8 protein-coding genes are annotated in these 21,784 nt (G+C 74.7%); 4 read left to right on the plus strand and 4 right to left on the minus strand.

The window, feature by feature from the left end; translation table 11 throughout:
* Positions 1-25 precede the first annotated feature (25 nt).
* A complete protein-coding gene (locus RMN56_RS25095; protein WP_313720018.1) occupies positions 26-757 on the plus strand; it encodes a dienelactone hydrolase family protein in 732 nt (243 codons plus the stop codon).
* A gap of 63 nt (positions 758-820) precedes the next feature.
* On the opposite strand, the gene RMN56_RS25100 is transcribed toward RMN56_RS25095, so the two are convergent.
* Entirely contained in the window at positions 821-1,606 is a 786-nt protein-coding gene (locus RMN56_RS25100) for an SDR family oxidoreductase (protein WP_313720019.1), read from the minus strand.
* A gap of 155 nt (positions 1,607-1,761) precedes the next feature.
* Between RMN56_RS25100 and sigJ the strand changes: the two genes are divergently transcribed.
* Positions 1,762-2,640 (plus strand): RNA polymerase sigma factor SigJ, encoded by an 879-nt coding sequence (gene sigJ, locus RMN56_RS25105; protein WP_313720021.1) that lies wholly within the window; start codon positions 1,762-1,764, stop codon positions 2,638-2,640.
* A gap of 54 nt (positions 2,641-2,694) precedes the next feature.
* Here the strand turns inward: sigJ and RMN56_RS25110 are convergent, their stop codons facing one another.
* The 3 genes from RMN56_RS25110 to RMN56_RS25120 all read right to left on the minus strand — a co-directional run bounded on the left by RMN56_RS25110 (position 2,695) and on the right by RMN56_RS25120 (position 5,919).
* Positions 2,695-3,594, minus strand: coding sequence for a GNAT family N-acetyltransferase (locus RMN56_RS25110; protein ID WP_313720023.1), 900 nt, complete (start codon positions 3,592-3,594; stop codon positions 2,695-2,697).
* A 262-nt stretch (positions 3,595-3,856) separates the two neighbouring features.
* Complete coding sequence (locus RMN56_RS25115) at positions 3,857-4,696, minus strand: PhzF family protein (protein WP_313720024.1); 840 nt, start codon at positions 4,694-4,696, stop codon at positions 3,857-3,859.
* Positions 4,693-5,919, minus strand: coding sequence for an ArsB/NhaD family transporter (locus RMN56_RS25120; protein ID WP_313720026.1), 1,227 nt, complete (start codon positions 5,917-5,919; stop codon positions 4,693-4,695). Before RMN56_RS25120 ends, RMN56_RS25115 begins: the two co-directional genes overlap by 4 nt.
* Before the next feature lie 108 nt (positions 5,920-6,027).
* On the opposite strand from RMN56_RS25120, the gene RMN56_RS25125 reads away from it, so the two are divergent.
* Together RMN56_RS25125 and RMN56_RS25130 are read left to right on the plus strand one after the other, a co-directional pair.
* Positions 6,028-11,823 carry a WD40 domain-containing protein gene (locus RMN56_RS25125; protein WP_313720027.1) on the plus strand — a complete coding sequence of 1,932 codons (5,796 nt, stop codon included), beginning with the start codon at positions 6,028-6,030 and terminating at the stop codon, positions 11,821-11,823.
* 248 nt (positions 11,824-12,071) lie between these two features.
* Positions 12,072-21,743 carry a calcium-binding protein gene (locus RMN56_RS25130; protein WP_313720028.1) on the plus strand — a complete coding sequence of 3,224 codons (9,672 nt, stop codon included), beginning with the start codon at positions 12,072-12,074 and terminating at the stop codon, positions 21,741-21,743.
* The last annotated feature ends 41 nt before the right edge of the window (positions 21,744-21,784 follow it).

Below are 21,784 nucleotides of genomic sequence, written 5' to 3' on the forward strand. Positions count from 1 at the left end.
GCATTCCGAAAGGCTTGGAAACGCTGTGCGCTTCACTTCTGAAACGTCGTTCGACGGCATCTCCGAACAGCTCTTCACCCTCGGCGACATTCCCGGCGTGCTGTGGACGCCGGAAGGTGCCACCGGCGCCCGTCCCCTCATCCTGATGGGGCACGGCGGCGGTCAGCACAAGAAGGCCCCCGGCATTCTGGCCCGTGCACGCCGCTTCGTCGCGGATCGTGGTTTCGCGGTTGCGGCGGTGGATGTGCCCGGCCACGGTGACCGGCCGAAGGACGACGAGCTCAACCGGATCGCGACCGAGAACCAGGCTCGCGCGGATGCCGGCGAGGACCTGGCCCCGCTGATCGCGGGTTTCCAGGCGCTCGTGGCCCGCCGGACCGTCCCGGAATGGCGCGCGGTCCTGGACGCGGTCCAGCATCTCGAGTACGTGGGCCCCGGTCCGGTGGGCTACTGGGGTGTGTCGTTGGGTTGCGGGCTGGGGGTTCCGTTCGTCGCCGCCGAACCGCGGGTCCGTGCCGCGGTGCTCGGTCTGGGCGGGGCGCTGGCCTCGGCGGAGGCCGCCGCGCGGATCACCGTCCCGGTGGAGTTCCTGCTGCAGTGGGACGACGAGCGGGTGCCGCGGGCCCAGGCCCTGGCGCTGTTCGACGCCCTGGCGTCGACCGAGAAGAGCCTGCACGCCAACCCCGGTAGACACGGGGAGATCCCGGCCTTCGAGCTGGACAGCACGCTGCGGTTCTTCGCCCGGCACCTGGGCTGACATCGGAGATCCGCGCTGCGCCGATCGGGATCCCGGTCCCGATCGGCGCGGTCAGCGGACCGGTCAGCCGCGAACACCGGCCGCCGTCTGCCCCAGCCGCTCGGCCAGGAACGCCTCCCAGGTGCGCACGCCGAGGGTGGCGTCGGGGCGGGCCAGGTTGTCCCCGTTCCGGTACGCCCGGCCAGCCTTGCCCGGCAGGCGGACCGGCAGCCGCAGCCGCCGCCGGCCCACGGTCGCCAGGTAACCGGTGACCAGCTCGTCCAGGCCGTACACGCGAGGGCCAGCCAGTTCGGGCACCAGGCCGGCCGGTGCACCCAGCGTCAGCGCGACCATCCGTTCCGCCACCTCGCGGGCGTCGACCGGCTGCAGCCGCAGCCCGCCGGGGACCGGTACGACCGGCAGCTTCGCCATCTTCTCCACCATCGTCAGCACCAGGTCGTGGAACTGGGCGGCGCGGATCGTCGTCCACGGCACGCCCGACGCGGCGACAGCCCGCTCGGCGTCCCGCTTGGACCGCAGCCAGGCCAGCGGCACCCGGTCCGCCCCGATTGCCGAGATGTGCACGAGGTGCCCCACGCCGGCGCGCCGGGCGGCGTCGACCAGGTGGCGGGTGGCCACGTCGTCGCCCTTCGGGCCGCCGGCCAGGTGCAGCACGGTGCCGACTCCGCGTACCGCCGGATCGATGCCCTCGCCGGTGAGCAGGTCGGCGGTCACGTGCGTGACGCCGTCGCCGGGCCGGCCCCCGTGGCGGCTGAGCACGCGCACCGGGTGGCCGGCCTCGCGCAGCAGGGGCACGACCAGCCGGCCGAGGGTGCCGGTGCCGCCGGTGACCAGGATGGGTGCGTTCATGTCGTCCTCCGTGTCGAAGAGCCGCTTCGTTTCGGCTTCACCGGCTCGACCCGCGGGAGGCGGCAGGTGTGACCGGAGTGAGCGGCGTCACCTCCGGTCACACGGGCGGGCCGGCCGGGGTCGGTCAACCGGAACCCGCGAGGAAGGATGGGGACATGGGCGAGGACACCTGGCTGGCCGAACGGTTCGAGCAGCAGCGGCCGCAGTTGCGGGCGGTGGCCTACCGGATGCTCGGCTCGGTGAGCGAGGCCGAGGACGCCGTGCAGGAGACGTGGTTGCGGCTCGCCCGCGCCGACACCGCCGACGTCGACAACCTGGCCGCCTGGTTGACCACGGTGGTCGCCCGGGTCTGCCTGAACACCCTGCGGGCGCGCGCCGCCCGCCGCGAGGACCCCCTCGACGTACGCCTGCCCGACCCGGTCGTCGAGGTCACCGGGGCGGACGGCGATCCGGCGCACGCCGCGGTGCTGGCCGACTCGGTCGGGCTGGCGCTGCTGGTGGTCCTGGACACCCTCACCCCGAGCGAGCGGCTCGCCTTCGTGCTCCACGACATGTTCGGCGTGCCCTTCGAGGAGATCGGCGCGCTGGTCGACCGGTCGCCGGCCGCCGCCCGGCAGCTCGCCAGCCGTGCCCGCCGCCGGGTCCGCGGCCAGGCGCCCGCGCCCGACCCGGACCTGGCTCGCCAGCGGGAGGTGGTCGACGCGTTCCTGGCCGCCGCCCGGGAGGGTGACTTCGACGGGCTGGTGGCCGTGCTGCACCCCGACGTGGTGCTGCGCTCCGACGGCGGGACCGCCCGGGCCCGGCACTCCACCGTGCTCACCGGCGCGCGGGTGGTCGCCGCGCAGGCCACCACGTTCGGCCGGTTCTCGCCGTTCGCCCGGCCGGTGCTGGTCAACGGCGCCGCCGGGGTGCTGGTCAGCGCGGCCGGCCGGCCGCTGTCGGTGATGGCGTTCACGGTGACCGGTGGGCGGATCGCCGCCATCGACGTGATCGCCGACCCGGAGCGACTGGCCGCTCTCGACCTCGCCGGCTGATCCCGGTGCCGACGGCCGACCCCGGTGCGCGGAGCCGGCCGGCCCGGGTCGGCGTCAGGGGACGATGACCAGGTTGGCCATGTCGACCACGGGCCGGAAGCCGAGCTTGGCGTAGATCCGGTTCGAGGTCGGGTTGGCCTGGTCGGTGAACAGGCACACCCGCGCCCCCTCGGCCCGCAAAAGCCCGGACACCTCGGCCACGGCGTTGCTGGCCCAGCCGTGCCCGCGCTGCTCCGGCGGGGTGTACACCGGGCCGATGCGCGCCACGCCGAACGACGGCGGGTTGGCGGCGGTGAGGTGCACCCGCCGACCCGCCTCGTCGGTCCAGAACCACAGCCGTCCGCCGCGGATCCGGCGCAGCAGCTCGGCGTGGTCGGGGGTCTCGTGCGCGCTGACCCCGCGCGGGCGGCCCGCCTGCTCGTCGGCGTCGGCCATGAACGCCTCGAACCACTCGGCGGCCAGGTCGACGTCGTCCTCGGTCGCGACGGCCAGGGAGCCGGGTACCCGCGCCGGTGCCACCAGCTCACCCAGCTCGTGCAGCCGGGTGTGCTGCGCGACCTCGACCCGACCGCCACCGAGCCGGGCCACCTCCGCCGCGCACCGCCGCACCGCGGGCAGCGCGCCGTTGACGGCGCGTACCTCCTCCCCGCGCTCGTGCCACTCCCGGGCCAGCGCCACGGCCGCCTCGTCGGGCATCGGCAGGAGGTAGGGCGGGCGCGGCGCGAAGGGCGCCGCCCGCATGCCGGCCCCGACGACCTCGCCGGAGGCGTCCCGGACCACCAGCCACCAGTCGTCCTCGGGCGGCGCGATCCCGTCGGCCCGCCGGGCCATCTGCCGATGCGCGACGGTGGCCACCACCGTGCCGACCACGGGGTTCGCCGCCAGGTGGTCACCGGCCGCCGCAAGGAACTCGGCCGGGTCGGTGTGGAAGTGCAGGGTCGGTGCGTCGCTCATCCGCGCACGGTAGCCCGCTCCCCGGGCGCGGCCGTACCGGATTTCCGGCGGCCATTTTCGTCTTCGCCGCCGGGCCCGCCGCCGGCCCGGTGATGCCAGCCTGGTACGCGGGCGGCGTGCCGGAGCGGGCCAAGCGCGAGCAGCAGGCGCAGCCGTCGGCTGATCAGCCGACGGCGGTTGGCCGGTGGTTCGACGCGAGAACACGGCTGAGGCGCCCGCATGACGCCGGCTGAGAAGGGCCGCGCGGGGGTGGCCTGCCGGCTCAGCCGAGGGCGAGCCTGCCGGTGATCCCCGCGGTGCCGCCGACCCGCACCAGCGTACCGTTCCGGCCGGTTCGGGCAGTGGCGATCACGGTTGAGGGTTGGCCGAGCGCGTCGCCCATGTCCACCGCCAGCGCGGACCCGCGGTGCTCGGCGAGGTGGGCGGCCAGGCAGGCCGTGCTGTTGGCGTTGGCGATGTCCTCCGGCACCCCGATCGAGGGGGCGAACATCCGGGCCGCGGCCCGCCCGTCACCGTCCGGCGTGCTGAACACGTAGCAGCCCAGCAGGCCCAGCCGCTCGCACGCCTCCCTCAGGCGGGTCAGGTCCGGGACCAGTTCCGCCAGGGCGGCGCGGTCGGGGACCTGCACCAGCAGCCGTGGCCGGCCCACCGAGGCGACCCGGCACGGCGCGTCGGCGCGGATGCCCAGGGCGGACAGCACCGCTGCGCGCTCGGTCGGGGTGGGGCTGCGCAGCTCGACCGGGCCGGGGTCGAAGGTGGCCTCGTAGCAGCCGGCGCTCCGGGTGGCCCGGCCGAGGAAGGTCCGGTCGCCGGACCGCAGGACGGTCTCGTACGCCCGGGTGTCGGCCCGGTCGGCGAGCACCGCCAGCGCCGCCACCGTGCCGTGCCCGCAGGCCGGCAGCTCCCCGGCGGCGGTGAAGAACCGCAGCGACACCGCCCCGTCGCTGCCCGTGCCGAGGAACACCGCGTGCGAGGTGCCGGCCGCGACCGGCACCGCGCGACGTTCGGCGTCGGTCAACGACGCCTCGTCCACCACCGCCGTCGGGCTCCCACCCCGCCCCGCCCGTCGGCAGGCGTGGACGATGGTGACCGCGAGGGTCACGGACCCACCAGCAGGGCGGCCACCGTGGCCGCGGTGGCCAGCACGGCGAGCGCGGCGCTGGTGGCCACGAACCGGCCCAGCGGCACGGACACCCCGGCGGCCCGGCAGCGCTCGTACCAGATCAGTGTCGCCAGCGAGGCCCACGGCGTGGCGAGCGGGCCGACGTTGGTGCCGACCAGCAGGGCGAGCAGCTGGGTGTGCCGGTCGGCGGCGATGACCGCCTCGCCGGCCACGTACGCGGGCAGGTTGTTGACCACGTTGGCGAAGAGCGCGCCGACGCCGCCGGCCCGCAGCGCGCCCTCCGCGCCCGGGTCGGCGCCGATCAGCGTGCCCATCACGGTGTCCAGGCCGTGCCGGCCGATGGTCTGCACCACGAGGAACAGCCCGGTCACGAAGACCAGCAGCCGCCACGGCACCAGCGCGAGCCGGAGGCTGCCCCGGGCGCGCACCGCGAACCCGGCGACCAGGATCGCGGCCGCCACCCCGGAGGCGAGTCCGATCTCGACCCCGGCCAGGATCCCGGCGACGAAGAGCAGGCAGGCGGCGAGCGCGGTGCGGTATAGCGCCCGGTCCGGCGGCACGTGCGGCGGCGGTGGGACGAACGGGTCGGCGCCCGCGCGGGCCGGCCGCCAGTACCACCACCACAGCAGCAGCATCGTGATCACGATGGCGACCAGCTGCGGCCACCACATCCGGGCCGCCCAGGGCACCGGCTCGAGGCCGATCCGGTCGCTGGCCAGGATGTTGGTCAGGTTGGACACCGGCAGCAGCAGGCTGGCCGTGTTGGCCAGCCACACGGTGGTCATCGCCAGCGGGGTCGGCGGCACGCCCAGCTTGCGGGCCAGGGCGATCATCACCGGGGTGAGCAGGACGGCGGTGGTGTCCAGGTTGAGCGCGATGGTGGTCACCGAGGCGAACCCGACGCACAGCCAGAACAGCGCCCGGTAGCTGCCCCGGGCGGTGATCGCCACCCGGGCGGCGAGCGCGTCGAACACCCCGGCCACCGCGGTCAGCTCGGCCAGCACCACCACCGTGCCGAGGAAGATCAGGATGGGCACGATCCGGCGTACGGTGGCCTCGGCGTCGGCCCGGGGGAGGAGTCCGGTCAGGACGCAGACGACGCCCACCACGGCCAGGCCCAGCGCGATCCAGTCCAGGACGTGCAGCCGGCCCCAGCGGGATCGGTCCGGTGCGGCGGACGGCGGCTCGCCCACGGTCTCCACGAGCGATGATCCTCGCACACCCCCGCCCGGCCGGACCGGCCCGACGCGAGCGGCCCGGCGGCTGCCGTGGGTGTCCACGGATTGACGGTCAGTGGCCATAATGATCGGGTGGCTGTAGGCGCGCACCCGACCCGGTCCGACCGCCCCATCGACTTCTTCATCAGCTACTCGCCGGCCGACGAGCGCTGGGCGACCTGGCTGGCGTGGGAGTTCGAGGCGGCCGGCTACCGCACCCTGCTCCAGGCGTGGGACTTCGTGGCCGGCACCAACTTCATCGACTTCATGGACCGGGGGGTCCGCGAGGCCGAGGTGGTCGTGGCGGTGCTGTCCGAACGCTACCTGCACTCCACCTACGGCAAGCTCGAATGGCAGGCCGCGCTGCGCGCCGACCCCGACGGCACCGGCAACAAGCTGGTCACCGTGCGGGTCGAGGACTGCCCGATCGACGGCCTGCTCGCCACCATCACCTACGTCGACCTGGTTGGCGTGAATGATCCGGCGCAGGCGCGGGGCCGGGTGCTCGACCGGATCCGGGAGGCGCTCGACGGCCGGGCCAAGCCGATGCGGCAGCCGGCCTTCCCGCACCATCCCGCCGACCCGGCCGGGGTGCTCGCCGCGCCCGCCACCGGCGCGCCCGCGCCGCGCCGCGCCCGGCGTACCCCGATCAACCCGCCGCCGTTCCCGCCGGCCGCCGCGGCCGTGCCGACGGCGCGCGGCGCCGTGACCGTGCTCCAGGTCGCCGGGCCGCGCTTCGGCCGCGGGGTGATCGAGCCGGGCGCGCCGGTCACGCCGGGCGAGCTGCAGGAACACCTGATGGGCGACCTCACGCTGCTGCTGAACGACGGGGTGCCGCGGCCGGACCTGCTGGTGGTGGCCGGCAACCTGACCGAGTCGGGCAGCCCCCGGGAGTTCTCCGACGCGCTGAGCTTCCTCACCGGGCTGCGGGTGCTGCTCGGCCTGGAGCCGCACCGCCTGGTGGTGGTGCCCGGCCCGCGTGACGTCACCATGGCCGCCAGCCGCGCCTACTTCGCCACCTGCGAGGCCGACGACGTCGACCCGCAGCCGCCGTACTGGCCGAAGTGGCGGCACTACGCGCGCCTCTTCGACGAGCTCTACCAGGGCCTCGACGACCGCATCTTCGACAGCGAGCAGCCGTGGACGCTCTTCCCGGTGCCGGACCTGCGGGTCGTGGTGGCCGGGCTGAACTCCACCGTGGCCATCACCCACCGCGAGGAGGACCGGTACGGCTTCCTCGGCGAGGCCCAGTCCACCTGGTTCGCCCAGCGGCTGCGCCACTACCAGCAGTCCGGGTGGCTCCGGCTCGGCGCCATGGCGCACGCCCCCGGCCCGCGCACCCCGTACGCCGACGAGATGGCCGTGCCCGACGGGGTGTCGCTGCGCGACCGCGGCTCGTTCAACCGGCTGGTCGGCCCGATGCTCAACCTGCTGCTCGCCGACGCCACGCCCGGCCCCCGGGTCGACCCGGTGGTGCCGCTGGCCACCGCCTCCCGGGACGGCCGGGCCCAGGTGCTGCGACTCGCCGCCGACGGGATGACCCGCTGGGTGCTCGGCCGCGACGACCGGCACGACGTGGGCGAGCCGACCCGGCTGAGCTGGCCGCGCGCCGACGCGACGTTCGGCGCGGCGGGCCCCGCCCAGGTGCCCGACCCGCGGCTGCCCACCGTGGTGGAGGGGCCCACCCAGGGCTCCGCCGAGGACCCGCCGGCGGTCCCGGCCGTGCCCGCGCCCGCCCCGCTGGAGCGCCTGCTCGACCGGCTCGCCGAGGTCTGCGAGGCCCGCCACGACCGGGTGGTGGTCCGCCGCGTCCAGGCCGACCCGCCGCACCTCTACGTCACCTACCGGGCCGACGGGGTGGTCCGGCAGCAGCGGGTCGGGGCGCACGTGGGCACGCCGTCCGCGGCCGACGTCGACGGCTTCGCCCGGCGGGTGCACGCCACCGACCCGGACATCCCGTCCGAGCTGGTCTACGACGGCGACCGGGTGCCGCGCGGGCTGGCCGAGGCGGCGCAGCGGCGCGGGGTGCGGCTGCTCCACCTGACCGAGTTCCAGGGCCTGCTCGACCTGCGCGACTACGTCGCCGCGCAGACCGCCCGACTGCAGGCCGACCGGCTCTACCCACCCGGCCAGTACGTCCCGCAGCGCTACCGGCACCTGGTCGGCGCCGACCAGCGGGTCCGCGAGGACGTGGTGGACGAGCTGCTGGAGCTGATCTCCGCGCCGGACGGCCGGTTCGTGCTCGTGCTCGGCGACTTCGGCCGGGGCAAGACCTTCGCGCTGCGCGAGGTGGCCCGCCGGCTGCCCACGGCCGCCCCCGACCTCATCCCGATCCTGGTGGAGCTGCGCGCGCTGGACAAGGCGCACTCGGTCGACGGGCTCGTGGCCGCGCACCTGGCCAACCACGGCGAGCAGGTGATCGACCTCAAGGCGTTCCGCTACATGCTCCGGCAGGGCCGGATCGTGCTGCTCTTCGACGGCTTCGACGAGCTGGTCGCCCGGGTGACCTACGACCGGGCCGCCGACCACCTGGAGACGCTGCTCCAGGCGGCCGAGGGCCACGCGAAGATCGTGGTGAGCAGCCGGACCCAGCACTTCAAGACCAACTCGCAGGTGCTGACCGCCCTGGGCGAGCGGGTGGGCCTGCTGCCGCACCGCCGGGTGCTGGCCATCGAGGACTTCACCCCCGGCCAGATCGAGACGTTCCTGCGGCACCGCTACGGCGGCGACGAGCGGGCCGCCCGCGAGCGGCTGGACCTGCTGGCCGGCGTGAAGGACCTGCTCGGCCTCTCCCGCAACCCGCGGATGCTCGGCTTCATCGCCAACCTCGACGAGGGGCGGCTGGCCGCCGTGGCCGGTGCGGGCGGCACGTTCAGCGCGGCGGCGCTCTACCGGGAGATCCTGGAGTCCTGGCTGGACTTCGAGGAGCGCCGCACCCAGGGCATCCCGGGCGCGCCGGTGAGCCTGCGCCGGCCCGAGCTGTGGCACGCGGTGAGCCGGCTGGCTTTCCAGCTCTGGGAGAGCGGCGAGTCCTACCTGCGGCTGGCCGAGCTGGCCGAGGCCGCCGGCCAGCTCGCCGGGCTGGCCGACTCCCGGCTGTCCGGGCCGCAGGCGATCCACGCGGTGGGCGCCGGCAGCCTGCTGGTCCGCACCGACGACGGGCTGTTCGGGTTCATCCACACCTCGGTGATGGAGTGGCTGGTCGCCGAGGGGGTGGCCGAGCAGCTCAACCGGGGGGAGGAGCCGGCCGCGCTGGCGGTGCGTCCGCTGTCCGCGCTGACCGTCGAGTTCCTCGGCGACCTCGCCGACCCGGCCCGCTGCACGGCCTGGACCGCCCGGGTGCTCGGTGACGAGGCGGCCGGGGAGACCGTCCGGGCCAACGCGCTGCGGCTCAGCGCCCGGCTGCGGCTGCCCGACCGGGCCGACCTGCGCGGCGCGGTGCTGCGCGGCGAGGACCTGTCCCACCGGGAACTCGCCGGGGCGGACCTGACCGGCGCCGACCTGACCGACACCCGGCTGGTCGCCACCAACCTCACCGAAGCGCGGCTGGAGCACGCCCGGCTGCGCGGCGCCCGCCTGGACCAGGCCCGCCTCGCCGGGGCGGACCTGCGCGACGCGGAGCTGGCCGGCGCCCGGCTGTTCCGCGCCGACCTGCGCGGCGCCCGGATCACCGGCAGCAGGTGGCACCGGACGGCGCTGATCGACGTGAGCGCCGACGCGGCGCTGCTGCGCGCGCCGGAGCTGCGCGGCGCCGTGGTTGCCCCGGGTCGTCCGGTCGCGCCGGGCCTGGCCCCGCCCGCCGTGGGCGTCGCGTACGGCTTCGAGGTGGGCCGGCTGCCCGTGCCCGTGGCGTACAGCCCGGACGGGTCGGTGCTCGCGGTGGGCAGCGACGACGGCGGTGTGCTCATCTGCGACACCGCCGCCGGGCTGCCGGTGCGGACCCTCCAGGGCCACCGGGGCCGGGTCTACGCGGTCCGCTTCGACGCCGCCTCGCACCAGCTGGTGACCGGAGCGGCCGACCTCACGGTGCGGCTCTGGGACGCCGACCACGGCGACGTGCGGCACGTCATCGAGGACGTCTTCGACGGCTGGGTGTGGCCGATGCTCACCGACGGCGCGCGCGGCCGGCTGGTGGTCGGCGACGCGGCCGGCGTGGTCCGCCTCTACGACACCCGGACGGCCCGGCTGCGGCAGGAGTGGCCCGGCCACGCCGCGCCGATCTGGGGCACCTCGTTCAGCCCGGACGGCCGGCGGGTCGTGGTGGTCGACAGCGCCGGCGTGGTGCGGGGCTGGGACATCCCCTCCGGCCGGCTCGCCTTCGAGGTGCGCGAGCCGGAGGTGGTCTACCGGGTGGTGCACAGCCCCGACGGCCGGCTGCTGGCCGCGGTCGGCCAGCACGGGCGGGTGTGGATCCGCCGGGCCACCGACGGGGAGCTGCTGCGCCAGCCGCGCGGCCACGAGGCCGACGTGTACGCCCTCGACATCCACCCCGACGGCACCCTGATGGCGACCGGCGACACCCACGGCGCGCTGCGGCTCTGGGAGCTGGAGACCGGCCGCCCGGTCCGGGTGCTCGGCCGGCAGCGCGGCGCGATCTACAGCGTCCGGTTCAACGCCGACGGAAGCGTCCTGGCCACCGCCGCCAGCGACGGGGCGATCCAGCTCTGGGACAGCGCCGACGGCCAGCTCCGGCACGAGCTGACCCGGCACCGCGGCTCGGTCTGGCCGGTGGTCTGGCGGCCCGACCAGGCCCAGGTGGCGACCAGCAGCAACGACGGCACCACCCGGCTGTGGGACGTGCGCTCCGGGCAGCTCCAGCACACCCTGCGGGGGCACGGCCGGCGGGTCACCGCGCTGTCCTTCCGGGACGACGGCGAGGTCCTGGCCGCCTGCGGCAACGACGGCGTGGTCCGGCTCTGGGAGCCGCGCACCGGCCGGCTGGTCCGGCAGCTCGCCAGCCCGGCCGACCGGCTGCTCTCCGTCGTCTTCTGCCCGGGCGAGTCGCTGGTCGCCGCGCCGAGCGGCGACGGCGGCGTGCACCTGTGGAACACCGAGACGGGCCTCGACGAGCGGGAACTCAACGTGGACACCGACCACGTGTGGGCGACCGCGTTCAGCCCCGACGGCGACGCCCTCGCCACCGCCAACGACGACGACACCGTGCGGCTGTGGTACCGGCGTACCGGCCGGCACTTCGCCACCCTCACGCCGCACCGGGGCCGGGTGCGCGCCATGGCGTTCAGCCCGGACGGCGAGACCATCGCCACCGGCTGCGACGACCAGCTCGTCCGGCTCTGGGACGCGGCCACCGCGACCTGCCGGCTCACCCTCGAACACCACACCGACCGGGTCTACGCGGTGTCCTTCAACACCGACGGGACGCTGCTCGCCAGCGCCAGCAACGACGGCGTCGCCGTGGTCTGGGACGCGCTCACCGGTGAGCGGCGCACGGTGCTCACCGAGCACACCGGCCGGCTCTGGTCCTGCGCGTTCAGCCCCAGCGGCAACCTGCTCGCCACCGCCGGCGACGACCTCGTCATCCGGCTCTGGGATCCGGGCACCAGCCGGCTGCACGGCACTCTGGCGGCACACACCCGGCGGGTCTGGTCGGTGGCGTTCAGCCCGGACAGCAGCCTGCTGGCCAGCGCCGGCGACGACGGGACCGTGCGGCTGTGGGACGTCGCCGACCCGGAGCACGCCCAGCTGCGGGCCACCCTGATCGGGCTGCCCGACGGCTGGGCGGCGGTGAGCCCGGACGGCCGCTACAAGCTGGACGGCGACCCGGGCGGCCAGTTCTGGCACGTCATCGGCACCTGCCGGTTCGAGGTGGGCGAGCTGGACCCGTACCTGACGCAGGTGCGGCGGCTGTCGGTCGACGCGCCGTTCTGACCCCGGCCGGCGGCCGGCGCCCGCGTGCGGGGACCATCACCAGCGTCGGTGCCGGCCGTTTCGTTACACGCCCCGAGGGGTTCTGGCTGACTGCTCAGTCCGGTCACGACGGTCGGCGAAACGGTGTGAGCCGATCATCCTGACGCTCTGTCACGATCTCGACACAGAAGTTGTGGGTCTCCTCCGCGATCGATGTGCTGGCGCGGGACCAGCGCCGTCGGTGACGGCCATCGAGGAAGAGGTGGCTCATGGTGGCTCTACGACGGCTGCTCGCCAGCCTGACGGCGGCGGTGGTGACCGCCGCGCTCGCCCTGGTGTGGACGGCGGCGCCGGCCCAGGCGGACGAGGCCTGGGAAACCGCGCTCAAGGCCCTGATGTCCCGCACGGCCACCTGGGCCGAGGGCGGGCTGTCCCGGGTCGGCCTGCTCGGCCAGCCGCTGCCGCTGCTCGGCGTCAGCCCGGGCTCGCTCGTGGACACCGACAAGCTCACCCGCAAGGCGTCCGACGCCCTGGCCGGCGGCCTCACCAAGGACGATGTGGACCTCGGCGGGGGCACCCGGTTGACCAGCACGGTCACCACCAGCGGCGGTGACCACCTGCTCGACGTGCTGGTGACCACCAAGCGGCAGGCCACCGCGAAGGACCTGGCGGTCGGCGGGGTGACCGTCGCCAAGGCGGTCGACGTCACCGGCTGGGCCACCCTGCACCTGCGCGCCCGGCACACCGCCGCGGGGGAGACCTACCTGGTCCGCGACGGGGACACCCCGCGCCTCGACGTCGACGCCGCGGCGACCCTCCGCACCGACCTGGACCAGGCCACCGCCTCGGTCGGCATCCTCGGCGTCACGCTCACCGCCGGAAGCACCCTCACGGCCCGTACCCATGTCAAGGTCACCGTGACCGACCCCAACGGCGACGGCCGGCTCGCCTTCGACACCGGTGCCGGGGCCGGGACCGGTGAGCTGGGCGCGGCCGGCTCCCTCGGCGGGCTCGTCCAGGTCGCCCTGGACAACTCCGGTGGTGGCCGGATCTCCGACACCGAGAGTGAGCCGGGCCCCGGCTCCGTGCACGGCCAGGTGAACCTCGGCGCGGCCACCGCCGGCGCCCCGTTCGACCTGCCCGCCGTCGCCGCCACCGTGAAGGTCGACTGGAACGACATCAGCGTGGGCAGCCCGACCGTCACCACCACCGGCCTCGACGAGACCATCGCCAAGTTCCGGAACATGAGCCCGCTGGACCTGGCCTCCGGTCTGGCCCAGCTTGCCACCCTGCTCGGCGGGGTGCAGCAGAGCGGGCCGGCCGGCAACCTGAGCCTGCCCTTCCTGCGGGGCACCTTCGCCGACGCTGTGAAGGTCAACGAGAAGCTCACCGGCTTCCTCAAGAAGTACGTGCACCCGAAGCCGGACGACCCGGAGTTCGACCCGGCCACCGACGACCCGGCCAAGGCGGGCCAGCCGAGGTTCAGCTCGATCCAGCAGCTCGTCGCGCTGCTCGCCGCCGAAGGGCTGCCGGTCGACAACCTCTCCTTCGCCGGCGAGAAGCTGGTGTTCCGGGTGAAGCTGGAGCGGGAGTCCACCGTGGCGGTGCCGCTGGACCCGGGCGCCGCCTCCGTCTCCGGCCGCGGCGCCACCTTCACGGCCAAGGGCTTCAGCGTCGGCCAGAACCGGTTCACCCCCGACGAGCTGGTCGGCCAGCGGGTCGTGGCGGGCACCTCGGCCGGGACCATCGCGGCGAACACCGCCACAACGGTCACCCTGGCGGAGAACTGGATCGGCGGCCAGCCCGGCCCGGACAGCGTCTGGGTGATCAGCGGCTCCAGCCCGAACATCGGCGCCGTCGAACTGGCCGGCACGCTCACCAAGCCGGCCGGCGGCGACAAGAAGGTCGGCCTGCGGGCCGCCAACGCCCAGGCCAGCTTCGCCACCGTCAAGCCCCGCTACAGCGCGGCGGTCACCCTCGTGCTCGACCTGCGCGACGACCTCGGCAGCCCGGAGGCCAACGCCGACCGGGTGCTGCTGCGCACCGACCCGGCCACGCCGCTGTTCGCCGCCGACTTCCCGATCGCCACCGCTGTCGACTTCTTCGCCACCGCCGGTTTCCTCAAGGTCCGGCTCGGCGGCGACCTCGCCGTCGGGCCGGCCGCCGCCGGCCAGCGGATGGTCCAGGTCAGCTTCAAGCAGGCGCAGGACGTCAGCCTCGGCGAGCTGTTCCGCCGGTTGCAGGCCGAGCCGGGCAACCTGCTCGCCGTCTCCTCCTCGGTGAAGACCACCGGCCGGGTCACCGTCAGCGTGCCGGGCGCCACCGGCGCCCTCGGCCAGGGCGTCGGCGTGGACGTGAGCTGGAAGGCCGGCGAGCAGCCGGTGGTGGACACCAGCAGCCTCGACGGGATCTTCGCCGTCGACTTCAACCCGGACGACCCGAAGGCCCTCTTCGCGGTTGTGATCGAGGCGCTGCGGCTGGTCAACGCCGCGCTCACCCAGCCCGGCGGCGGCAGCGGGCCGTTGAGCACCGAGATCCCGCTGCTCGGCCGCTCGGCCCGCGAGCTCCTCGGCGCCGACGAGAGCGGCGTCGGCAAGGGCGTCACGTTCGCCGCCGACGGAACGAACTTCCGGCTCAAGGACGCCAACCGCAGCGGAGACGCGGCCTTCGACCCCCGGCTCGCCGGGCGGACCCTGGTGATCGGCAGCAAGGCGTACCGGGTGCTGGACCGGGTGGACGGCCAGACCCTGCGGGTCGACGCGGCCGGCACGCCGAAGCCCGCGGACGGTACGGCGTACGCGCTGCGGCCCGAGCTTGCCGACGCGCTGGACAAGCTGCTCGCCGCGCCCCCGGACACCCTCCAGGACGCCCTCGACCAGCTCAACGGTGCGATCGGCGCGGACAGCGGGATCCAGTTCACGCTGGACGAGCGGGCCGGTGGCCCGTACCTGCGGGTAGGCCTGGACTGGAAGCGCAACGTCCGCGCCGCCGGGCCGCTCGCCTTCGCCTGGGACGGCGCGCGCGACCTGGTCAGCCTGGACAGCTCCGGCACCTTCGCCGTCGACGTGGACGCCCAGGCCAAGCTGGGCCTGCTGCTGCCGCTGAAGCTGAACGCGGCGCCCCTGCTGGACAAGAACTCCTCGGCCAAGGTGACGGTGAAGGGTGGCGTGGACGACGCGGCGCTGGCCGCCCGGGTCGGCCCGCTCGCCCTCAACCTCGGCAAGGACCCCGACTTCGCGACCGTCAAGGCGAACCTCAGCGTGGGCCTGGGCGGGCTCACCGCCGACGGGCCGGTCACCGACCTGCTCGGCCTGACGCCGACGTTCACCACCGCCGGCGTGGACTGCGGCGGCGGGGTCGGCAGCGCGACCACCCCCGTCTGCGCCCGCGCGCCACTGTTCGTCGACAACTGCGAACCCGCCGACGCCACGAACCTGCTCACCTTCACCATGGGGCTGGACCTGGCGCCGCACGCGCAGACCCCGGACCTCACCTCCTGCTTCGCCAACCTGTCGCTGAAGCTCACCGACTTCAACGTCGGCATCGACGGCTACCTGGCCAAGGTGGAGGACGCGCTGCGGCTGGCCAGCTTCGACGGCAAGCTGCCCCTGGTCGGCGACGACCTGCAACAGGGCCAGCGCTTCGTGGCCCAACTGCGCGCGGACGTCAAGGCCGCCATCGGCCCGGTGCTGGCGAACGCCACGCTCGACAGCGCCGGCGTGCAGAGCGGGCTCAACGACGTGCTGGCCGACCTCGACCCGGGCGTGAGCGCGGTGGTCGGCTGCCGCAGCGGGGTGGCCACCCCCTGCCAGCCGGAGGACTTCCAGTCCATCCGGATCAAGCTGACCGCCTCGCGCGGCGCGCCCTCGGCCGCGGCCGGCTGCGCCAACGCGAGCGACAGCGACACGTGCCTCGGCGTGAACGTCCCGCTCGACCTGGGCATCCCCGGCCTGTCGCTGAAGGCCAAGAAGGGCGCCCCGGACGGCATCCAGGCCAGGCTCGGCTGGAAGCTGCACCTGGACCTGGTCCTCGACCGGGACGAGGGCTTCTACGTCCCCACCCACGACGGGGACACCGCGCCCGAGGTGCAGATCGGCGCCACCTTCGACATGACCGGCGACCTGGCCGCCCAGCTCGCCTTCATCCAGGTGAACGCCACCAAACAGGGCACCGCGCCGCTCGTGCGGGCGTACTTCGGGGTCGACCTGAAGGGTTCGACGGGGGAGAAGAGCTGCTTCGACCCGGCGGTGGCCGGGGACTGCGCCGCCGACCCGGACGCCAAGCTCACCCTCGCCGAGTTCGCCGACCTGGGCTCCCTGCTCGCCACCGACCTCACCGCCCAGGTGAACATCGACTGGAAGCTGGCGGCGGCGGTCAACGCCGGCGACGAGGTGGGCTCCGCCCTCCCCGGCATCAGCGCCCGCTTCGGCCTGAAGTGGGGCCTGGAGCACAAGCAGGGCGGGCTGAGCGCCACCGGCGGCGGGGTCAACACGCCCCTACAGGTGACGTTCACCGACATCGCGCTGGACGCCGGCGCCTTCTTCAGCAAGATCCTCAAGCCGGTGGTGGAGAAGCTCAAGGCCGTCACCGGCCCGCTCCAGCCGGTCCTCGACACCCTGTACGCGCCGATCCCGGTGCTGTCGGACCTGTCGAAGGCCACCGGCGGGCCGGACATCACCCTGGTCTGGCTCGCCAAGACGTTCAGCACCCTCACCGGCGGGCCGAAGCTCGACTTCGTCGACACCGTCCGCGCCGTGGTGACGTTCGTGAACCGGATACCGGACTGCGACGACGAGGACGGCTGCTCGATCCCGCTCGGCCAGTTCCTCGTCGACCCGGCGAAGGCGCTCACCACCGAGGCGTCGCCGGCGTCCGCGGAGAGCCTGATCAAGCGGGACGACCCGTTCACGAAGGCGAAGACCGCCGCCGAGGTGAAGTCCGCGGTGGACGGCGCCGCCGGCAACGACGGGGAGAAGCTGTTCGCCGCGGGCTCCGACGGGAAGTCCAACGCCCAGAAGACCGGCTTCAGCTTCCCGATCTTCGACAACCCGGGCTCGCTGTTCGGCCTGCTCATGGGGCAGGACGTCGAGCTGGTCGGCTTCGACTCCGGGCCGCTGTCGCTCGGCTTCAGCTGGCGGCAGTCCTTCGGCCCGGTGTACGCCCCGCCGCCGGTGCTGGTCACCCTCTCCGGCAGCGCCTCGGTGACCGCCCGGTTCATCGCCGGCCTGGACACCGCGGGCATCCGGCACGCCGTGGAGGCCGCCACCGACGGCACCGGCCTCGACGCGGTCAGCCTCCTCGACGGCCTCTACTTCAAGACCGCCGACAGCACCGGCAAGGCCGTCCCGGTGGTCACCCTGCGCGGCGAGATCGCCGCGGGGGCCGAGGTCAGCGTGCTCATCGTCAAGGCGGGCATCGAGGGAGGCATCCGGCTGACCGTCGGGTTCAGCTGGAACGACCCGAACAACGACGGGAAGTTCCGCACCAGCGAGTTCCTCCAGGCGCTGCTGGTGAACCCGGTCTGCCTCTTCACCACCAGCGGGCAGCTCTCGGTCTTCCTCAAGGTCTACATCACCATCGACCTGTTCCTGTTCTCGAAGACCTTTGACTTCACCCTTGTCGACGCCACCCTGCTCGACTTCCGTGCGCAACCCGACTGCACACCGAAGCCACCCGAGCTGGGTGGCACGGTCGGGGACACCCTGGTCGTCTTCGCCGGTAAGTTCGGCACGGACGACGAGCGTGGCGAGACCGCGTGGGACAACACCAAGCCCACCTACGCCGGTGACGTGATCAAGGTGTACGCGGTGCACTTCGCGGACGACAACGCCGACTTCGACGGCTTCGCGGTCGAGGCGCTCGGTCGCAAGCAGGAGTTCCTCGACCCGAACCTGACCCGGGTCGTGGTCGACGGGCGGGGCTACAGCGTCGCCGACGCGGACAAGGTCGCCATGTCCGTGCTGCTGCTGGGCGACGGTGACACCGGCGGCGACGGCACGAAGACCTCCGCCTTCGACAAGGCGGCCGTGGTCATCGGCTCGGACGGCAAGGACCAGATCCGCACCGGCACCGGCCCGGCCTGGGTGGACGGGCGCGGCGGCGAGGACGTGATCGTCACCGCCGAGGCGGCCGGCCAGGTCAGCCGGGTGGCGGGCGGCGCCGGCAAGGACACCGTCACCACCGGCGACGGCAACGACGTGGTGGCCGGCGACAGCGACCTCGGCGCGGTCGACCGCCCGGGCGCCACGACCGTGCACACCTCGGTCGGGGACAAGAGCCTGACCGGCCTGGTCGACTGGACGAAGCTCAAGGACCCGACCGAGGAGACCACCGGCTCCGACGACCACGTCACCGTCGGGCACGGCGCCAGCACGGTCTACGGCAACGGCGGCGACGACGTCGTCGGCGTGGTGCTCGACGACCGGCCGAACGGGACGAACGTCATCGTCGGCGGCCCCGGCGCGGACATCCTCAACGGCGGCAAGGCCGACGACACCATCCACACCGCCGGCAGCACCGTCCCGGCAGACGCGGACGCGCCCGGCAGCGGCGACGCCGGGCTGACCAACCGGGTCGACACCGGCGCCGGCCAGGACACCGTGCACGGCAGCGCCGGCGCGGACCTGGTCGTGTCCCACTCGGCCAACGGCCAGACCGGCCACGTGTACGGCTACGGCGGGGACGACGTGCTGGTCGGCGGCTACGGCACCGACGAGCTGTTCGGTGGCCCGGACGAGGACTACGTGATCGCCGAGCCGTCCAGCGTGGGCGACCCGGACGGCACCGACGGGTACGGCCCGGCGCGTCAGGTCGTCCACCAGCCGCTGCCGGGCGGCACCGAGTCGCAGACCAAGCTGCTCGTCGGCGGCCTGGGCAGCGACCACGTGGTCGGCGGCGACGGCGGGGCCACCGTCTTCGGCGACCGGCGACTGACCGCCGAGACCTGCGCCGACGCCACGCTCGCCGGCGACCAGCCGGCCCCCACCGACCAGGGCTCGGCCGACCTCATCCTCGGCGGGGCCGGGGTCGAGGTGGTCACCGCCGGCAGCGGCGACGACCGGGCCGACCTCGGCGGCGGCGACGACCGGGCCTGCGGCCAGCTCGGCGACGACACCCTGCACCTGGGCGGCGGCGCCGACCGGGCCTGGGGCGGCCCGGGCGTCGACCAGCTGCACGGCGACGACGGGGTCGACCTGCTCTTCGGCAACATCGGCGACGACGGCCTGTACGGCGGCACCGGCGTGGACACCGCCGAGGGCGACGAGGGCGACGACCAGGTGCTCGGCGGCCCCGACGACGACGTGCTCTACGGCGGCGGGCGGGTGGCCGGCGTGACCGACGGCCGGGACTTCGTCTACGGCGAGGAGGGCGCCGACCGGATCGTCGGCGACAACGGCACCCCGCGCATCGGTGACGTCGGACCGTACCCGCTGGACCTGGCCGGGGACGTGCCGGCCGCCGGCGCCGGGGACGTGCTCTCCGGCGGGCCGGAGGGCGACGTCGCGTACGGCGGGCTCGGTGCCGACCGGGTCGACGGTGACGGCGGGGACGACCAGCTGGAGGGCAACAACGGCGCCGACGTGGTCCACGGCGGCATCGGGAAGGACGAGATCGTCGGCGGCTCCGCCCAGGAGCCCGTCGCCGGAACCGGCCGCCCGGACACCGGGGACCAGCTCTTCGGTGACGGCGACGCCGACCTGATCGCCGGGGACAACGCCCGGTTCACGCCGGCCACCGCCGACGCGACCCGGGTCACCCAGGCGCGGACCGTGCCGTCGCGCAAGGTCACCCTGCTCGACCTCGGGTTCACCCCGGCGGCCGGCACCGGCGGCGGTGACCTCATCTCCGGCGGCGACGCCGACGACGTCATCTTCGGCCAGGGCGGCCCGGACCGGGTGCACGCCGACGCGGGCGCCGACTTCGCCGAGGGGGGCCCCGATTCCGACTGGGTCGAGGGCGACGCCGGCGACGACGACGTGGTCGGTGGCTCCAGCACCGCGTACGACGGGACCGGCGCGGCCACGACGGGCCAGCCGGACACCGCGGACGCCCTGTTCGGCGGACCCGGTTCCGACGCGGTCATCGGGGACAACGGCGCGATGCTCCGCCCGCTGCCCGGTGAGCAGCCCACGGCCGTGACGGTCCGGCTCGGGGCGGACGGCAACCCGTTCGGCCCGCGGATCGTGGTGCTGCTGGACCGGGCGGCGGCCACCGCCAACCGGTTCGGCGCCGACCGGATCAGCGGCGGCGACGGCGTCGACACCCTCTGGGGTCAGGACGGCGACGACGCGCTGACCGGCGACGGCGACGGCGACTACCTGGAGGGCAACGGCGGCGCGGACGCGCTGCGCGGCGACACCGCTCTCGGCGCGGCGGGCCGGACCGCGGTCACCCCGCTGCCCGACCCGGGCTGGCCGGGTGACCCGGCGGCCACCGCCGACCTGGTCGGCGCCGGCGCGCCCGCCGGGCAGGACGACCTGATCGGCGGCAGCGCGGCCGCCGGGTTCCGGGACACCGGGGACGTCGTCGAGGGCAACGGCGCCGACGACGTGCTGCTCGGCGACAACGGCTCGCTGCTGCGCACGGTGACCACGGCCGGCGGCACGGCGGTCGAGCGGGTCTACTCGGAGCGGTACCCGACCGGCGCGGTGCCGGCCGACGCCACGGTGGCCCGGACGCACGACCCGGCGCTGCCCGGCCCGTCCACCCGGTTCTGCACCACCGCCCAGTCCACCTGCGAGCCGGCCGGCGCCTACGGTAACGACCAGCTCTACGGCGACGGCGGCAACGACGGGGCCTGGGGTCAGGACGGCGACGACCAGATCCGGGGCGGCGCCGGTGACGACGACCTCTTCGGTGAGCTGGGCGCCGACAGCCTCTACGGCGAGGACGGCCGGGACGCCATCCTCGGCGACCGGGGCGGCGTGGTGAACCAGTTCCTCAACGCCGACGACGTGGCGGCGCTGGGCTTCACCGCGACGCTCTCCTCGGTGCCGCAGGAGACGTACACCGGGTTCCGGGCCGGCGGCTACGACCGCCGGGTGGACCTGTTGCACGACACCGACGGGGACGCCTGGATCGGCAGCGCCACCTCGGCGCCCATGCCGTACGCCGGGCTGACGGCCGGGGCGGGCGACCTCATCCGGGGCGGGGCCGGCGCGGACAACATCCACGGCGGCTTCGGCGACGACGTGGCCAACGGTGACAGCGGCGGCGACGAGGTGTTCGGCGGCGAGGGCTCGGACGTGCTCTGGGGCGGCAGGGGCTGCGACCCGGCGCTCGACGCGGCCAACCCGCAGTGCCTGGTGAACGGCGTGTTCAGCGCCGCCGCCCGGGGCGACCAGGACCAGTACGTCGACCACCTGTTCGGCGGGGCCGGGGCGACCAGCGGCCCGGCGGTCACCGCGGTGCTCGGCTCCGACCTGCTGGACTTCCGGCCGCGCGGCTCCTACCCGGACAACTGTGCGGCGGGAGCCTGGCCGGTGGACCTGGCGGCCGGCACGGTCGACCCGTGCCGCTGGTTCGAGGCGACCAACCTGGACAACGACGTCCTCGCCGACAACCAGCACCACCACGGCACCGACTGGATCTACGGCGGCTGGGACCGGGACGTGCTCCAGGGCAACGTGACCCAGAACGGGCCGAACAACGGTGACCGGCTGTTCGACTGGAACGGCGCCTACAACCTGTTCACCCACTGCAACTCGGCGTACGGCGGGTTCAACGACATCCGCCAGCACAGCCCGGCCATGCAGGACTTCCTGACCCGGCTGGCCTGGGCGACGGGCGCCGGACGCAGCGCCGGCGACGTGACCACGGCGGGCACCTCCGCCTTCCTGGAGTTGTCCTACGTGTACCCGCGCGACAACAAGGACCAGGGGGCGGGGGCGGCGTTCCCGAGCACCCCGGGGCACTTCGACACACCGTCCTGCACCGACTGAGCGACGCGTCCGGGGCCCGGCTCTCCTTCGGGGAGCCGGGC

This window comes from Micromonospora halotolerans (genome assembly GCF_032108445.1).
Classification (GTDB): Bacteria; Actinomycetota; Actinomycetes; order Mycobacteriales; family Micromonosporaceae; genus Micromonospora; species Micromonospora halotolerans.